This is a genomic window from Bradyrhizobium sp. CCBAU 51753 (assembly GCF_015291565.1).
In the GTDB taxonomy this organism is placed as follows: Bacteria; Pseudomonadota; Alphaproteobacteria; order Rhizobiales; family Xanthobacteraceae; genus Bradyrhizobium; species Bradyrhizobium ivorense.
In genome coordinates this window covers 3,860,481-3,874,764 of the sequence record NZ_CP030037.1, presented here as the reverse complement: position 1 = coordinate 3,874,764, position 14,284 = coordinate 3,860,481, and the positions used below count along the sequence as shown (strand labels likewise).

Sequence of the window (14,284 nt, the reverse complement as noted above, 5' to 3'; positions counted from 1 at the left end):
TCTACTCGTCGGCCCGAAGCACGCGCAGCTTTTCGCCGGGCGGCAACTCGTGGCGCCGTTCGCGCACCTCCTGAGAGGCGCGCGCGGCCATCTCCAGACACTCGTCGAATTCGCCGTTACCGGCTTCGACCATGGCCTGGTGTAGATGACGATCGGCGAAGTAGCGGGAGAGATGGTCCGGCGGCAGTTGTGCCGTCAAGGTGCGCGCCTCCCCGACTGCCGACTGGCAGTCCTCCCACGTGGGTTCGCTCGAAGGCAGCGCAGCAGCCCCTTGAGTCCCTTGGGCGGCCGCACCGCAACTGCCGCAAACGAGCAGGCACAGCGCAGAGAGAGAAACTCGCAGGCAAAACTGGTCCATCGCACGCCCAAAAACGAGTCCGGCGGGACGCTGAGCGTCCCGCCGGATAGCTTCATGAATGGTTAGTCGTTGTCGTGGTGGTGATGGTCGTGCTCGGCCCGCTGCCCAAGCCGCCGCGCCAGATCCGCGTTGGTTTCGACCAGCAGCTTCGGCGAGCCTTCCGGCCGCACGAAGATCGGATTGGCGTAGAACCAGGCGTTCGAATAGGCCTGAACGTCGTGGGTGACCTTCTTGACGCCGGCGACCGCCTCCAGATGCGGCGGGCACGCCGGGTCCGTGCAGCTCACCAGCGCATTGTTGGCGTCGAGCAGCGGATTGCCGGCGCTATCCGAGACGTTCGGGGTGCCGACCGGAATGTTCGTTCCGCGAGCGCGGATATAGAACGCGCTGTTGCCGGCGGTGAACGTCGTCGTGAAGCGCAACCGGACGGCACCGCCGTCGCGGTGCTCGCGATGCATCTTGGTCGCCGGAATCTGCTGCGCGATGGTGGCGGTGGGGTTGTACACGATCGACGCGCCGGCAGTGCCGGCGGCGTTCGGCACCGCATAGCCGGCCGCGCCCGGCGCAATCACGCCGGTGATCTTGCCGGTGATCAGATCGACATGGTCGAGCGACGGCTTGTTCAGCGGCTGCTTGGTCCCGATCGGCACGAGCAGCGGATTGTTGAAGCTGTACGGGCTGTTGTTCTTCGCCGGGACGGTCATTTCCATCTCGACGGTCACCCGATCACCCGGCCTCACGACCAGCGTCTCGCCCATCGTCTTCCAGTCGTCGCCGCGCGCCTTGGCGCGGAACACCAGATCGGGACCGATCAGATCGGCGTTGACCGAGTAGGAGTTACCCGAACGCATGCCGTCGATGACCGAGTGCGCCGAGAACTTTCCGGCATTCGGGACATACAGCTTGGTGTACTCGCCGGGAATGAAATCGGCGGTCGTGAACGAATCGCGCGCGCCGCCGGCGCCACGGCTGTGCCAGTCGGAGCTGACATAGATGAAGAAGTTGCGGCCTTCGCCGAGCATGCCATCCCACAGGCCGCCGACCTTCGCGGTGTAGATCCCGCTCATGCCGTAGGTGCCGCCGCCGACCGCGCCGGTCCCGTAGGAGCCGGAGCCGCCGCTGAGGCCGCCTTCCGCGAAGTGACCGGGCGACTCGATGCCGAACGCGACGGTCGGTCCGGCATTGTTGAAATCGCGGAAGTGCTCGATGTTGTAGCCCTTGCTGCCCGACGGATCGAACGGCCCCTGGCGCTCGGTGTGCGTGGGAATGACATAGGATTGCAGCGGATGATGCGACTGCAACCATGCGATGGCCGCGAGCGATTTCTGGTGTCCCGCCGTGCCGCTGTTGTTGACGTTGTCCTTGCCCGGCCAGACCTGGTTTTGGCCGCTGCCGAAGACGGGGCCGATCGCATCGGCGTCCGTGCGATCGAAGCGGTATTCGAATTCCGCCATCTTGTCGGCATTGCCGCCCTCGTCGCGCGGGTTCTGCCCGGTGATCACCGCGACGTCGACGTGCTCATGGCCGGGAGCGATCCACTCGAGGCCTTCGATCAGCACCTTCTTGTACACCGGCGTGCGGTTGGCGATGATCGGATACTCGATCTCCTGGATCGACTGCCAGCGCCACATCTTGGCGCTGCTGCCGGTGCCGTTCGGGGTGCCCTTCAGGCTGGTGATCGTGATGCCGTCGATGGTCTTGCCGAGCGTCTGATCCCAGGTGGTGGTGGTTTGCCCGGGAAGATTGGCGCTGGTGTCGCTGAAGCGGCAGTCGCGATTGCCCGAACCGCCGTGATTGCCGAGCGTGAACCAGTCCAGATCGAAATTGTTGCCGCCGGCGGGCGCGACGCCGCGGCCGACCGCGCGGTCGATCGAATAGCCAGCGGCCACCGAACCGTCCGTACAGGTGTTGTGGTTGTGCATGTCACCGGCGACATAAGGATTGCCCTTATGCCGATCCTTGCCCCACTCCTCGGCCACGGCGCTCTGCGTCAGCGCCAACGTTGCGGACGCTGCAGTCAACAGGATGGTCTTACTGGTCGGAAACATCTATCGCCCCTCTTTCGGATAAACTGCGGGAAATTCGGCAAGAACGACGGGAATCGAAAACCCCAGATCCCCGCCGCGGTGAGCGGACTCGCTGCGTCTTTGCAATGACCAGAGTTCGAATACAGCTTCGTGAAGGATTTGTGCTGCGCCTCGCAGCTTCTGATTTATCCGTGCGACATCTTGTCTCTTGCAACTTTTCTGCGCGGCACTCGCGTTTGCAGATGACAGATGAAATGTCGTGTCGCATAAAGCGCGCGGCCACGCGTGCTGTGGGAATTTGTGACAGTAAGATGTCAATGCCAGCGACACCGACTCCAGCGACACCATCTAAAGTGCGAACCTTTCCGACGTTGCACACGCAACGCTCGGAGCAGAGTCCCGATGCCGCACCTGGTGCGGCGCAACCTTCGCGGTCCTTCGTCGCTTTCGCCAAACGCCTGTCGCGTGAGCCGCTGCTGCACTTCACCTTGCTTGGGGCGCTGATCTTCGGCGGCGACGCCGTGCTGCATCCCCCCGCGAAGGACGAAAAGGTGATCACCGTCGCCAAGACGATGCGCCAGTCCTTCATCGAGAACTTCGACGAGGACAAGGTACGCGCTCCGTCCGACGACCAGCTCCAGAAGATGATTGACAGCTGGGTGGCGAGCGAAATCCTTTACCGCGAGGGCAAGGCGCTCGGCGTCGACCGCGGCGACGAGATGATCCGCGATCGAATTGCCTTCAAGATGCAATTGCTGATCTTCGATCAGATCAAGGTCCCGCGACCGACGGAAGAACAGCTGCGGGCGTGGTTTGCGGAAAATCACGCCAACTTCGATGAGCCGGAGCGCGTTTCGTTTTACATCACTCCGCCGACCGATCAGGCCACGGCGCAGCGCCAGTTCGAGGACATCGCGCAACAGCACGAATCCGACGAGCTGCAGCAGCAGACCCGTGCGATCCTCGGCCGGACCGTCGCGAGCCTTGCGGCCTCCTTCGGCGAGGAATTCCGCGATGCGCTGCTGGCGCTGCCGCCGGGGCAATGGAAGGTCCTGCGCTCCAGCGATGGCTGGCACGTCGCGCGTCTCGATTCCCGGATTCAGGGAACGCTCGCCAGTCTCGAGACGGTTCGGGATGAGGCCGCCCGGATCTGGCATACCGAAGAAACCCGCAAGCTGGCCTGGGAAGCGGTCAAGCGGCTCAAGACCTCCTATCAAGTGCGGTACGAGCAGTGACCGCGATCCGATACCTGCGATTGGCACTGCTCGTCCTCGCCGCGCTGATGCAGCCCGCCTTGCTGCGTGCGCATGAAGCGTCGATGGGTGTGCTCGAATTCCACGAGGTCCGGCACGGCGTGTATATCGGCCGCTGGACCATGGAGCCGTCGATCGGCGCCGCGCGGGTCGATCTACGGGTGCCATCGCACTGCCTGCTGCGGCTGCCCGAGGTGAACTGCGGCGAGAAGGGGCTGGTCGGCCCGATCACCATCGCCAACCTCGGCGCCAACATGTCGGTCGTCCTGATCAAGCTCGTTCCGCTCGCGGGTGAGCCGCGCAGCTACACGATCTCGACCGCCAATCCCGTCGCCTCCATTCTCGGCACCGGCGCGCCCACGCTGCAGACCTGGATCGAGCTGGCCAAGACCTACGTCAACTACGGGATCGATCACATTCTTCTCGGCGCCGATCATCTGCTGTTCGTGCTGGGCCTGATCTGGATCGTCGGCGGCGGCTGGCGTCTGGTGAAAACCATCACCGCCTTCACGATCGGACACAGCGCCTCGCTGGCGGCGGCGGCCTTTGGCTTGATCGGCGTGCCGGAACGCCCGCTCAATGCCTGCATCGCATTGAGCATCGCGTTCGTCGGCGTCGAAATCGTCAAGCAGCAGCGCGGCGAGATCGGCATCACGGCACGCCATCCCTGGGCCGTCGCCTTTACGTTCGGCCTGGTTCACGGCATCGGCTTCGCAAGCGCGCTGGCGGGCCTCGGGCTCGAACGCCGTCTGCTTCCCGCAGCGCTGCTGTTCTTCAACATCGGCGTCGAGATCGGGCAGCTTGCCTTTGTGCTGCTCGTGCTCGCGCTGATCTGGGCGCATCGGCGACTTGATGCCGTGTTGCCGCGCTGGGGCGAGGCGCTTCCGGCCTACGCCATCGGGTCGGTGTCGATGTTCTGGTTCTTCGGCCGCCTTGTGCGCGTGCTCGCTCCGATCTGACCGAGAGACGCCCACCCCATGTGTTCACGCATCCTCCGAACCCTGCCAACCGCGATTGTCGCTTTGGCGCTGACCCAGCCGGCGTTCGCGCACGACCAGGTCGGCGTGGCCGGCGGTCTTATCAGCGGCCTGCTGCATCCGGCCACCGGCATCGACCATCTGATTGCGATGGTCGCCGTCGGAATCTGGGGAGCGCAACTCGGCGCGCCCGCCATCTGGGTCCTGCCCATCACGTTTCCGCTGGTCATGGCGGTCGGCGGAGTTTTGGGCGTGCTGCGCATTCCGCTGCCGATGCCGGAGGTGGTGATCGCAATTTCGGCGCTGATCCTCGGCCTCGCGGTCGCCATCCGCCTGCGCTTGCCATTTCCCGCCGCCGCGGCGGTGGTTGCCGTGTTCGCGATCTTTCACGGTCATGCGCACGGGGCCGAGTTGCCGGGCTCCGCAAACCCGCTGGCTTACGGGGTCGGCTTCGTCACCGCGACGGGCCTGCTGCACCTGTGCGGCATCGCGATCGGCACCCTGACGCGCTGGCCCGCCGGCGAGCGCGTCATCCAGGGGCTCGGGGCCGGCATCGCGGGGCTCGGCTGCTACTTCCTGGCACAGGGCCTCGGGGCATTTGCATGACGCTGAAATATACACGCGGGTGGATCGCCGCGGCGCTGCTCTTGTTGCCGAGCGCCGCCAACGCACACATCATCGCAGCGCGGCTCGGCGACTTCTACATGGGTGCATTGCATCCCTTCACCGACCTTCAGGATGTCATCCTCTGGATCGCGATGGGCGTGCTGGCCGGGTCGCTCGGCGCCTCGAAAGGACGCTGGCTCATCCTGGTGTTTCCGCTCGGACTGCTGGCCGGCCTGGCGGTCGGGCGCATGTTCGGCCCTGTTACGGGCGGCCTTGCGGACGCCTCGATGCTGCTGGTGATCGGCGTCCTGCTGGCGGCAGCGGCGCGCATTCCGACAGCCTTGTTGTGCGCAATTGCATTCGGATTGGCCGCACTGCGCGGTGCTGCGAACGGAAGCGACCTCGCGCCCGACACCGACCGCCTGCTGTTCGCGGCGGGATTGGCCTGCGCGGGCTACACCGTCGTTACGCTGACGATGGCGCTGACCGTCATGTTCAGACCGACCGCGGCGGACCCGACATCCTGGCGGGCGATCGCCCTTCGCGCACTCGGAGGCTGGATCGCAGCCATCGGCCTCATGATGGCCGGCGTTGCTCTCGCTTCTTGAAGCGTTGCCGACATTGCGACCCGGCTGTGTCGCAGTGGCCGACGCGGGCGGCTACAGTTCCTTCTCGGCGAGCTCGCGAAACGCATCGGGCACCGAACGGGATACGCCCAAGACCGCCGAACCGTACCCGATCGCATCCCATCCGAACCGGTCGCGGATCTTGTCGACGGCGCAATCGGCCGCCCAGCGGGCGCTGCCCAGCCTGCTTCCGGGACGGAGCGCTTCATCCGCAAGTCCAAGCGGCAGGTCCAGCGCCAGATCCCAGTGCTCCTCGAGATGCGACACCGAAATGGCCAGCAGCGAGATGACTGTCTCGCCCGGATGATCGGCAAGGATTGCGCGGACCAATTTTTCCGCACGCTGGGCGAGGATCAAGGTTGCGTCGACCGGAGCATCGAGCGTGATCGAGCGCGTCACCGCTCGCATGTCGGCGAAGCGAACCCGCACCGTCACCGTCCGTCCCGGCCGCGACTTTCTCCGCAGCCTGGTGGCGATGCGATCGGCCAGATGAAGCAGGGTCGGCCGAATGACTCGCTCGATGGCGGGCCGTTTGCCCAGCGCCGATTGCGCCCCCGCGGAGTGGGCGCGGCGGTGCGGCTTGAGTTCGCGCGGATCGCGATTCCAGGCCAGCGCCGCCAGCTTCTCCCCGGCCGCCGGCCCCAGCGACCGCGTCAGCGACGTTTCGGGCGACTTGGCAAGTTGCCCGATCGTCGAGACGCCCATCGCAGCGAGCCGCGCCTTGGTGACCGGTCCGACGCCCCACATCAATTCGACCGGCAAGCCGTGGAGGAATTTCAGCTCGCTGTCGGGATCGACGACGACGAGCCCGTCGGGCTTGGCAACCTGCGAGGCGATCTTCGCCAGATGCTTGGTGCGCGCAACCCCAACCGAGATCGGCAGGCCGAGCTCGCTGCGCACGCGCCGGCGGATCGCCGCCGCGATCTCGGCAGGGGAGCCGAACAGATGGGTGCAGCCGGCAACGTCGGCAAAGGCCTCGTCGATCGAGATGCGCTCAACCAGCGGCGTAAAATCGCCGAGCACCCCGATCGCCGCGTCACCCAGCCGCTGGTAGTCCTTGAAATGACCGCCGACGAACATCAGCTGCGGACACAGCTCGCGCGCCTGTCGTCCCGACATGCCGCCGCGGACGCCGAATGCCTTGGCCTCGTAGGACGCCGCAAGCACAACCCCACCACCGACCGCGATCGGCTTGCCGCGCAGCGACGGATCCAGCAGCTGTTCGACCGACGCGTAAAACGCATCCAGATCGGCATGAAGGATCGTGGCTGCAGTGACCATTTCAGCCGTTCATCCGCGATCGGAGCATACCACGCGCGAAAGAACAAAATAGGAACATTCGCAAGGCAAGTCAACCCGGCGCAGGAAGGCCCTGGCACCGCGACCGGTGATCCGCCCTAACCTTTCGCCCGTCTCGCCACGATCTGCTGAAGCGCCCAGCGCGCGTTCTTTCTGACATCCGGATCGAGATCATCCGCAATGATCGCCAGAAACGCCTCGCCATCGGGATGACCAATCTCGCCCAGCGCGGCGGCGGCCTCCTTGCGCAGATTGGCCTGCTCGTGATTGACGCAATTGCCGATCGGGCGCACCGCCCGCTCAATCTTCATCTTTCCGAGGCTGCGGATCGCCTTGAGCCGGACCTGCCAGAACCCGTCCGCGAGCGACGCAATCAATTGATCCGCAGCCAGCGCGCCGTTGATGTTGAGTCCGAGCGTTTCGGCCGCCATCTCGCGCACCATCCAGTCGTCGTCCTTGAGTGCGCGGGTGATCGTCTCCGCCGCCGGCTTCATCTGCGAGAACGCCAACGCGCTCACCGCGGCGCGCCGCACATGGGCGTCCGGGTCCTGGATCAGCGCCGTCAGCGCCGGGATCGCCTCCTCGAGTTTCAGGAAGCCGATCACGCCGATGGCCTGCGCGCGCACGGCGGCGTCCGGGTCCTGCAATGCCTCCAGCGCCGGCTTCATCGCATCCTTGCGGCGCAGCTCCTTCAGCGCGCGCAGCGCGCCGGTGCGGACGAAGGCATGGGCATGCCTGACCAGCGGCAGGATGACGTCCGCGCAGGCCGGATCCTTGAACTCGGCCATGCTGTCGGCCGCGGCCGACGCCACGATGCGCTCGGGATCGACCAGCAGTTTCGCCAGCGCGTCCGCCGCCTCAGGCCCGTCGAACTCGCCGAGCGCCATCGCAACCTGCTGGCGCACGCCGGCATCGGGATCGGACACCATGTTGGCGAGATGGCCGACCGCGGCCGGATCGCCGGAATGGCCGAGCGAAATGATGGCGACGCGGCGCTCCGCCGGGTCCGCGGCCTGCAGCCGCTCGTCGGCGTCCTCGAGGTCGTCGTAGGATTCGAACGGGCTCGACATGATCACCTCAACAGATACGGAATGTTGACGGTGACGGCGCCGGTCGGGCAATCCGCCTCGCACGGCATGCAGTACCAGCACTCGTCATAGGCCATGTAGGCCTTGCCGGTCATGTCGCTGATCCGCAACACGTCGAGCGGGCAGACGTCGACGCACACCGTGCAGCCCTTGTCCGCGATGCATTTTGCATCGTCGACCACCACCGGGACCTGTGTCTGGTAGGAAGCGAGAGGCATCGTCCAATCTCCTGTTGTTGTGGGGGACACATTTTTTCGAGCGACGTGGGTTCGCGCGAAGAAACGCGTCGAAGCAAGACTCACGCGCTGGCGCGGATGCGCTGCTTGTCGTAGAGATCCTTCTCATCGTCGGCGATCGGCACGACATAGGGCTCCACAGCGCGCTTCGTGCTCGTCATCCTGCCGTCCTGCTTGGACAGCAGCGTGTGGCAGAACCAGTTCTCGTTGTCCTTGTCCGGAAAATCGGTGCGCCAGTGGTAGAGGCCCCAGCGGCTCTCTTCGCGGAACAACGAGGCGTGCGCCGCCATGTCGGCGCAATCCATGATCGACTGCACTTCGAGCGCGCGGAGCAGCTCGTGCGCATTGCGCGCGATCATCCGCTGCTCCATGTCCTCGCGGACCTCGGCGAGACGGCGCATGCCGAGCTCGTACTTGCGGGTCACCTTCGGCGGCTGCAGATAGTCGTTCACCAGGCGGCGGGTCTTGTATTCGACCTGGTTCGGCGGAATGCCGTCCTCGCGCCTGGTCGGCGCCAGCACACGCTCCCGCTCGAGGGCAACCTCGGCGGAATCGAACGCCGCGAAATCGTGGCTGTCGGCGAACTCCATCGCATCGATGCCGGCGACCGAGCCGTTGGTGAAGGCACCCAGCATGTAATTGTGCGGCACGCTCGCCATGTCGCCGGCGGCATAGAGGCCTGGCACGGTGGTGCGCGCGTTGTCGTCGACGAAAACGCCGGAAGCGCTATGACCCGAGCAGAGGCCGATCTCCGAGATGTGCATCTCGATCGACTCCGAGCGATAATCGACCCCCCGCCCCTGCTGGAACAGGCCGCGCGTCGGCCGCTCCACCTTGTGCAAGGTGGATTCGATCTCCTCGATCGTCTTCTCGTGCAGGTGCTTGAGCTGGAGGAAGACCGGTCCCTTGCCCGAGAGCAGCTCGTTGTAGAATTCGAGCATCATCTGGCCCGACCAGTAGTCACATTCGATGAAGCGCGAGCCCTCATTGTTAGCGGTATAGGCGCCGAACGGGCCGGCGACATAGGCGCAGGCCGGACCGTTGTAATCCTTGATCAGCGGATTGATCTGGTAGCACTCGAGGTTCGCGAGCGCGGCGCCGGCGTGATAGGCCATGGCATAGCCGTCGCCGGAATTGGCGGCGTTCTCGTAGGTGCCGAACATGTAGCCCGAGGTCGGCAGCCCGAGCCGGCCGGCGGCGCCCATGCACAGGATCACCGCCTTGGCCTTGATCACCAGGATCTCGGCGGTGCGGGTGTTGACGCTGATCGCGCCGGCGACGCGACCGTCGGCGGACTTCAGCAGCCGCGTCGCCATGTAGCGGTTCGAGATCAGGATGCGGGCGCGGCGAAGCTGGCGGTACAGCGCCTTCTTCACGGTCTCGCCGTTCGGCATCGGCAGAACATAGGTGCCGATGTGATGCACCTTCTTGACGGCGAAGTCGCCGTTCTCGTTCTTCAGGAAACGGATGCCGAAACTGTCGAGTTCCTCGATGATCTTGTAGCAGTTCTGGGCGTATTTATAGACCGCCTTCTGGTCGACGATGCCGTCATTGGCGATCGTGATCTCCTTGGTGTACTGCTCGGGCGTAGCATAGCCGGGAATGACGGCGTTGTTGAGCCCGTCCATGCCCATCGAGATCGCGCCGGAGCGCTTGACGTTGGCCTTTTCCAGCAGCACGACGTCGGCCTTGGGATTCCTGAGCTTCGCTTTCAGCGCCGCCATCGGGCCGGCCGTGCCGCCGCCGATCACCAGCACGTCGCAGGAAACCTCCGACAATCCGTCGACGATCTGATCTAGTGCCATCGCTTGCTCCTGGTTCGCCGGCGCAACCGGCGCCTCGGCATGAGATTTGTTCAGACGGTCCCGCGGCGATAGCAATTAGTTGTCACCGGCGGACAATTGGGAGACCTATCGTTCGACGAAGGCCTTCTCGATCACGAAGTGGCCGGGCTGGCTGTGATTGCCCTCGGCAAAGCCGCGCGCGGTGAACATCGCGTGCAGCTCTTCGAGCATCGCGGGACTGCCGCACAGCATGATGCGGTCGGTGTCGCGGTCGAGATGCGGCTGACCGATGTCGTCGAACAGCTGGTTGGAGGCGATCAGGTCGGTGATACGGCCGCGGTTCCTGAACGGCTCGCGGGTGACGGTCGGGTAATAGACCAGCTTGTCCCTGATCAGGGGACCGAGGAATTCGTGGTCGCACAGGCTCTCGACCAGCTGCTCGCCATAGGCCAGTTCCGAGACCTGGCGGCAGCCATGGGCGAGCACGATGGTCTCGTAGCTCTCGTAGACCTCCGGATCCTTGATCAGGCTCGCGAACGGCGCCAGCCCGGTGCCGGTCGACAGCAGCACCAGGCGTTTGCCCGGGATGAGATTGCCGGTGATCAGCGTGCCGGTCGCCTTGCGGCCGACCAGGATGATGTCGCCTTCCCTGATCTTCTGCAGCCGCGAGGTCAGAGGACCATGCGGCACCTTGATGCTGAAGAACTCCAGTGCCTCCTCGTGATTGGCGCTCGCCATGCTGTAGGCCCGCATCAAAGGCCGGCCATCGACCTCGAGCCCGATCATGGCGAACTGGCCGTTCTGGAAGCGAAAGCCGGGATCGCGCGTCGCGGTGAAGCTGAACAGGGATTCGGTCCAGTGCCTGACCGAGAGGACCGTTTCCTTCTGAAATGCGCTCATCGCTCGTCTCTCCTCGCTTGCTCGACACCGGGCAAGGTTTCGGAGAGAGGCTGATCCCGCAACGGCGAACTGCCGTTCTCGGTCGATTAGTTTCACATTTTGCGCGCGATCGACGGCGAGCAGGCAGCACGCATCGGTGATTGCAGCAGCATCGGCCGGATCCGGCAATTAGTTGCTATCGCGTCCTCCGCCTCGATGTCAGGAGGAAGGGTGGAGGATCGTCATGACCATGACTGCATCGGTGGCGCCGACGGTGACCGACTACGAGGCCAGCGCCGATCTCGCGACACTCGTGGTGCGCACGGCGCAGGATGATGAAGTGAAGCTCGCCGCCGAGCAGCTTCGTCTCGCTTGCAAATGCGCCCACTGCACCCGCGCCCGGATTGACGGCCGCTTCCCCGAGCGCTTTCCCGGCATCGCGATCACCGGGATCGGCGATTTGGGCTACGGGCTCAACATTTCGTTCTCCGACGGGCACAATCGCGGCATCTATCCAAAAATTTATCTGCTGAGCCTCGCAGGACACTAACCGGTCTGCCCTTCTATGCGAGGCCCCGGCGGGCGAACCGCCATTCCATCAATCCCTCATTTTCGGTGATGATTTTCCGGGCCGGCGCGCCGCGCGCGGTCCCGTAGCGATGCAGGCGTCAGCGGCCGGCCGTCCCCCACTTGCCAACCCGTTCTGGCATGGACATTGCTCTTTCTGGAACGATTTGAATGTCTAGAACGGCTTGAACAATCCGGAGGCGGCTCGATGTTGTTGCAGGCGGCCAATGCGGTTCGCGGGACCGTTCCCGCAACAATCCGGCCTGCCGGCAGTTCCTCGTTGCTGCTCACCGAGAACCAGCAATGGATCGGCGGCCCGCCGCCGTTGATGGACAAGCTGACGCCGCGCGAGCGGGAACTGGTGCTGAAGCAAGGGCGCCGCAAGGTGCTCAATCGCGGCCAAACACTGTTCAGCCAGGGCGGCAAGCATGACGGCATCTGGCTGATCGAGAGCGGTCGCATCCGGGTTTTCTACATCTCGCCGCTGGGGCGCGAGATCACGCTCGCCTACTGGCACGTCGGCAACTTCGTCGGCGGGCCCGAAGTGTTCGAGGGCACCGTCCATCAGTGGTCCGGCGTTGCCTCCAGCAATTGCAGCGTCGTGCACCTTCCCGGCAAGGAACTGCGGGTGCTGGCCGCGGAGATCCCGAACCTTGCCATCGGCCTGATCGAGGGACTGACCTTCAAGGGCAAATGCTACTCCGCACTCGCCCAGATGCTGGGAACGCGGTCGGTCACCCAGCGTCTGGCGCACCTGTTGCTGCACCTCGTCGAACTCTATGGCGTGAAGGATTCCGACGGCACCGTGATCGCCGCGGCCTTCACCCATGCCGACATCGCCCACATGGTCGGCGCCACCAGGCAATGGGTGACGATCAGCCTGAAGCGCATGCAGGAGAAGGGGATCGTCGTGACCAAGCGGTCCCAGATCGTGGTCTGCCAGACCGATATCCTGGAAGAGATGCGGGGCCAGGCGGCCGATTAGAGGCCGATGCCCATGCAATCGGCTGTCGCCGGCAAAACTGCCCAAGGAGTAAGCAACGGGCATTTCCCGGCAACTAATCGACAGCGGCGATGACTCCGGATTTGCCCAGCCTGCCCCCTCGCCCAATCATGGCAGCCATAGCACATCCAACCGAAGGAGGATGAGAATGGTCCGCCACCTTCCCACGCTCTCGCTCGCGACATCGCTGGCGCTTCTGTTTGCGCAGCCGGCCGCGGCGGAGACGGTGACGATCGGCATCGGCACCCAGGACACCACCACCAACACGGTCACGGCGGGCGTCGTCATCCGGCAGTTGCACCTCCTGGAAAAATACCTGCCGACCGACGGCAAATACGCCAACATCAAGTTCGAGCTGGAGTGGCAGAACTTCACCTCCGGTCCGCCCGTCACCAACGCGATGATGGCGAACAAGCTGCAGATCGGCATGATGGGCGACTATCCGCTGATCGTGAACGGCTTCACTTTCGAGAACAATCCCGAGAGCAAGAGCCGGCTGATCGCGGTCGCCGCCTACAGCCTGTCCGGCTCCGGCAACGGCATCGTCGTCCACAAGGACTCGCCCTACTACGATCTCGCCGACCTCAAGGGCAAGCTGGTCAGCGTGCCGTTCGGGTCCGCCGCGCACGGCATGGTGCTGAAGGCGATGCAGGACCGCGGCTACGCAGCCGACTTCTTCCAGCTGGTGAGCCAGAGCCCGGAGGTCGGCTCGACCAACCTCCAGGAAAAGAAGATCGACGCCCACGCCGATTTCGTGCCGTTCGCCGAACTGCTGCCGTTCCGCGGCTTCGCCCGCAAGATCTTCGACGGGGTCGAGACCAACCTGCCGACCTTTCACGGCGTCGTGGTGCGCACCGACTTCGCCGAAAAATATCCCGAGGTCGTGGTCGCCTATGTCAAGGCGATCGTCGCCGCCAACCAATGGCTGCGCGACAATCCCAAGCTCGCCGCCGAGAAGATCCAGGAGTGGACCGGCATCAACAAGGAGGTGGTCTACATCTTCCTCGGGCCCGGCGGCAACATGACCACCGATCCCACCATCAAGCCGGCACTGATCGAGGCCGCCGCCACCGACGTCACGGTGCTGCAGAAGCTCGGGCGCATGAAGGAATTCGATCCGAAAAAGTGGGTCGACGATTCCTACATCCGCAAGGCTTACGCCGACCTGAAGCTCGACTATGACGCGCAGCTTGCAAGCACCAAGAACTACGAGATTGCGGGCGACGACGGCTTCTGCAAGAAGCCGATCGCCGATCCGCGCAAGGCCGGCGAAGTCTGGGTCGACGATGCCGGCATCCTGCCATTTGCCAGCGCCTCCTGCACGCTGGGCGCCTACGCCGACTTCAGGGCCAAAGGCAAGAAGATCAACGTCGCCTACGTCTTCGACAGCATTAGAGGCATCAAGCTGTTCGCGGACCAGGCGTTCTATGCCGTCGGCGACGGCGAGGTGGCACCGTTTCTCCTGAAGAAGGATGCGGAGGCCTATGCGGCGAAGATTGGCGGCAAGGTGCTCGGCTTCGAGGACGCGGTGAAATCGGCCGTCGGCGGAGGCAAGACATGAGCAGCAGCCCGGCCATCCTG

At 64.5% G+C, this 14,284-nt stretch carries 14 protein-coding genes; 7 read left to right on the top strand and 7 right to left on the bottom strand.

Annotation, left to right across the window (positions count from 1 at the left end; translation table 11 throughout):
- Window position 1 precedes the first annotated feature (1 nt).
- Together XH93_RS17150 and XH93_RS17145 are read right to left on the bottom strand one after the other, a co-directional pair.
- Window positions 2-199 carry a hypothetical protein gene (locus XH93_RS17150; RefSeq protein ID WP_371815078.1) on the bottom strand — a complete coding sequence of 66 codons (198 nt, stop codon included), beginning with the start codon at window positions 197-199 and terminating at the stop codon, window positions 2-4.
- Window positions 200-420: 221 nt separating this feature from the next.
- A complete protein-coding gene (locus XH93_RS17145; RefSeq protein WP_194474433.1) occupies window positions 421-2,406 on the bottom strand; it encodes a hypothetical protein in 1,986 nt (661 codons plus the stop codon).
- Between the two features lie 221 nt (window positions 2,407-2,627).
- On the opposite strand from XH93_RS17145, the gene XH93_RS17140 reads away from it, so the two are divergent.
- From XH93_RS17140 to XH93_RS17125, 4 genes are read left to right on the top strand one after another with little or no spacing between them, the layout of a single operon-like run.
- A complete protein-coding gene (locus tag XH93_RS17140) occupies window positions 2,628-3,620 on the top strand; it encodes a peptidyl-prolyl cis-trans isomerase (protein WP_246799652.1) in 993 nt (330 codons plus the stop codon).
- A gap of 47 nt (window positions 3,621-3,667) precedes the next feature.
- Window positions 3,668-4,597: a HupE/UreJ family protein gene (locus XH93_RS17135; RefSeq protein ID WP_194475194.1), complete on the top strand. Its 930-nt coding sequence runs from the start codon at window positions 3,668-3,670 to the stop codon at window positions 4,595-4,597.
- Window positions 4,598-4,615: 18 nt separating this feature from the next.
- Entirely contained in the window at window positions 4,616-5,221 is a 606-nt protein-coding gene (locus XH93_RS17130) for a HupE/UreJ family protein (protein WP_194474432.1), read from the top strand.
- Entirely contained in the window at window positions 5,218-5,829 is a 612-nt protein-coding gene (locus tag XH93_RS17125; RefSeq protein WP_194474431.1) for a HupE/UreJ family protein, read from the top strand. Before XH93_RS17130 ends, XH93_RS17125 begins: the two co-directional genes overlap by 4 nt.
- Window positions 5,830-5,880: 51 nt before the next feature.
- Here XH93_RS17125 and dinB read toward each other — a convergent pair whose 3' ends face one another.
- The 5 genes from dinB to XH93_RS17100 all read right to left on the bottom strand — a co-directional run bounded on the left by dinB (window position 5,881) and on the right by XH93_RS17100 (window position 11,154).
- Window positions 5,881-7,128 (bottom strand): DNA polymerase IV, encoded by a 1,248-nt coding sequence (dinB, locus tag XH93_RS17120; RefSeq protein ID WP_194474430.1) that lies wholly within the window; start codon window positions 7,126-7,128, stop codon window positions 5,881-5,883.
- A 116-nt stretch (window positions 7,129-7,244) separates the two neighbouring features.
- Window positions 7,245-8,216, bottom strand: coding sequence for a HEAT repeat domain-containing protein (locus XH93_RS17115; protein WP_194474429.1), 972 nt, complete (start codon window positions 8,214-8,216; stop codon window positions 7,245-7,247).
- A 2-nt stretch (window positions 8,217-8,218) separates the two neighbouring features.
- Window positions 8,219-8,452, bottom strand: coding sequence for a ferredoxin family protein (locus XH93_RS17110; protein ID WP_139482645.1), 234 nt, complete (start codon window positions 8,450-8,452; stop codon window positions 8,219-8,221).
- A gap of 80 nt (window positions 8,453-8,532) precedes the next feature.
- Complete coding sequence (locus XH93_RS17105; RefSeq protein ID WP_194474428.1) at window positions 8,533-10,275, bottom strand: fumarate reductase/succinate dehydrogenase flavoprotein subunit; 1,743 nt, start codon at window positions 10,273-10,275, stop codon at window positions 8,533-8,535.
- Window positions 10,276-10,380: 105 nt separating this feature from the next.
- Window positions 10,381-11,154 (bottom strand): ferredoxin--NADP reductase, encoded by a 774-nt coding sequence (locus XH93_RS17100; RefSeq protein WP_194474427.1) that lies wholly within the window; start codon window positions 11,152-11,154, stop codon window positions 10,381-10,383.
- 223 nt (window positions 11,155-11,377) lie between these two features.
- Here XH93_RS17100 and XH93_RS17095 point away from each other — a divergent pair, with 223 nt between their 5' ends.
- The 3 genes from XH93_RS17095 (at window position 11,378) to XH93_RS17085 (ending at window position 14,264) form a co-directional block, all read left to right on the top strand.
- The gene (locus XH93_RS17095; protein ID WP_139482642.1) at window positions 11,378-11,683 is read left to right on the top strand and encodes a gamma-butyrobetaine hydroxylase-like domain-containing protein; all 306 of its coding nucleotides are present in this window, start codon (window positions 11,378-11,380) and stop codon (window positions 11,681-11,683) included.
- Window positions 11,684-11,908: 225 nt separating this feature from the next.
- Window positions 11,909-12,685 (top strand): Crp/Fnr family transcriptional regulator, encoded by a 777-nt coding sequence (locus XH93_RS17090; RefSeq protein WP_194474426.1) that lies wholly within the window; start codon window positions 11,909-11,911, stop codon window positions 12,683-12,685.
- Between the two features lie 166 nt (window positions 12,686-12,851).
- A complete protein-coding gene (locus XH93_RS17085) occupies window positions 12,852-14,264 on the top strand; it encodes an ABC transporter substrate-binding protein (RefSeq protein WP_139482640.1) in 1,413 nt (470 codons plus the stop codon).
- Window positions 14,265-14,284 lie beyond the last annotated feature (20 nt).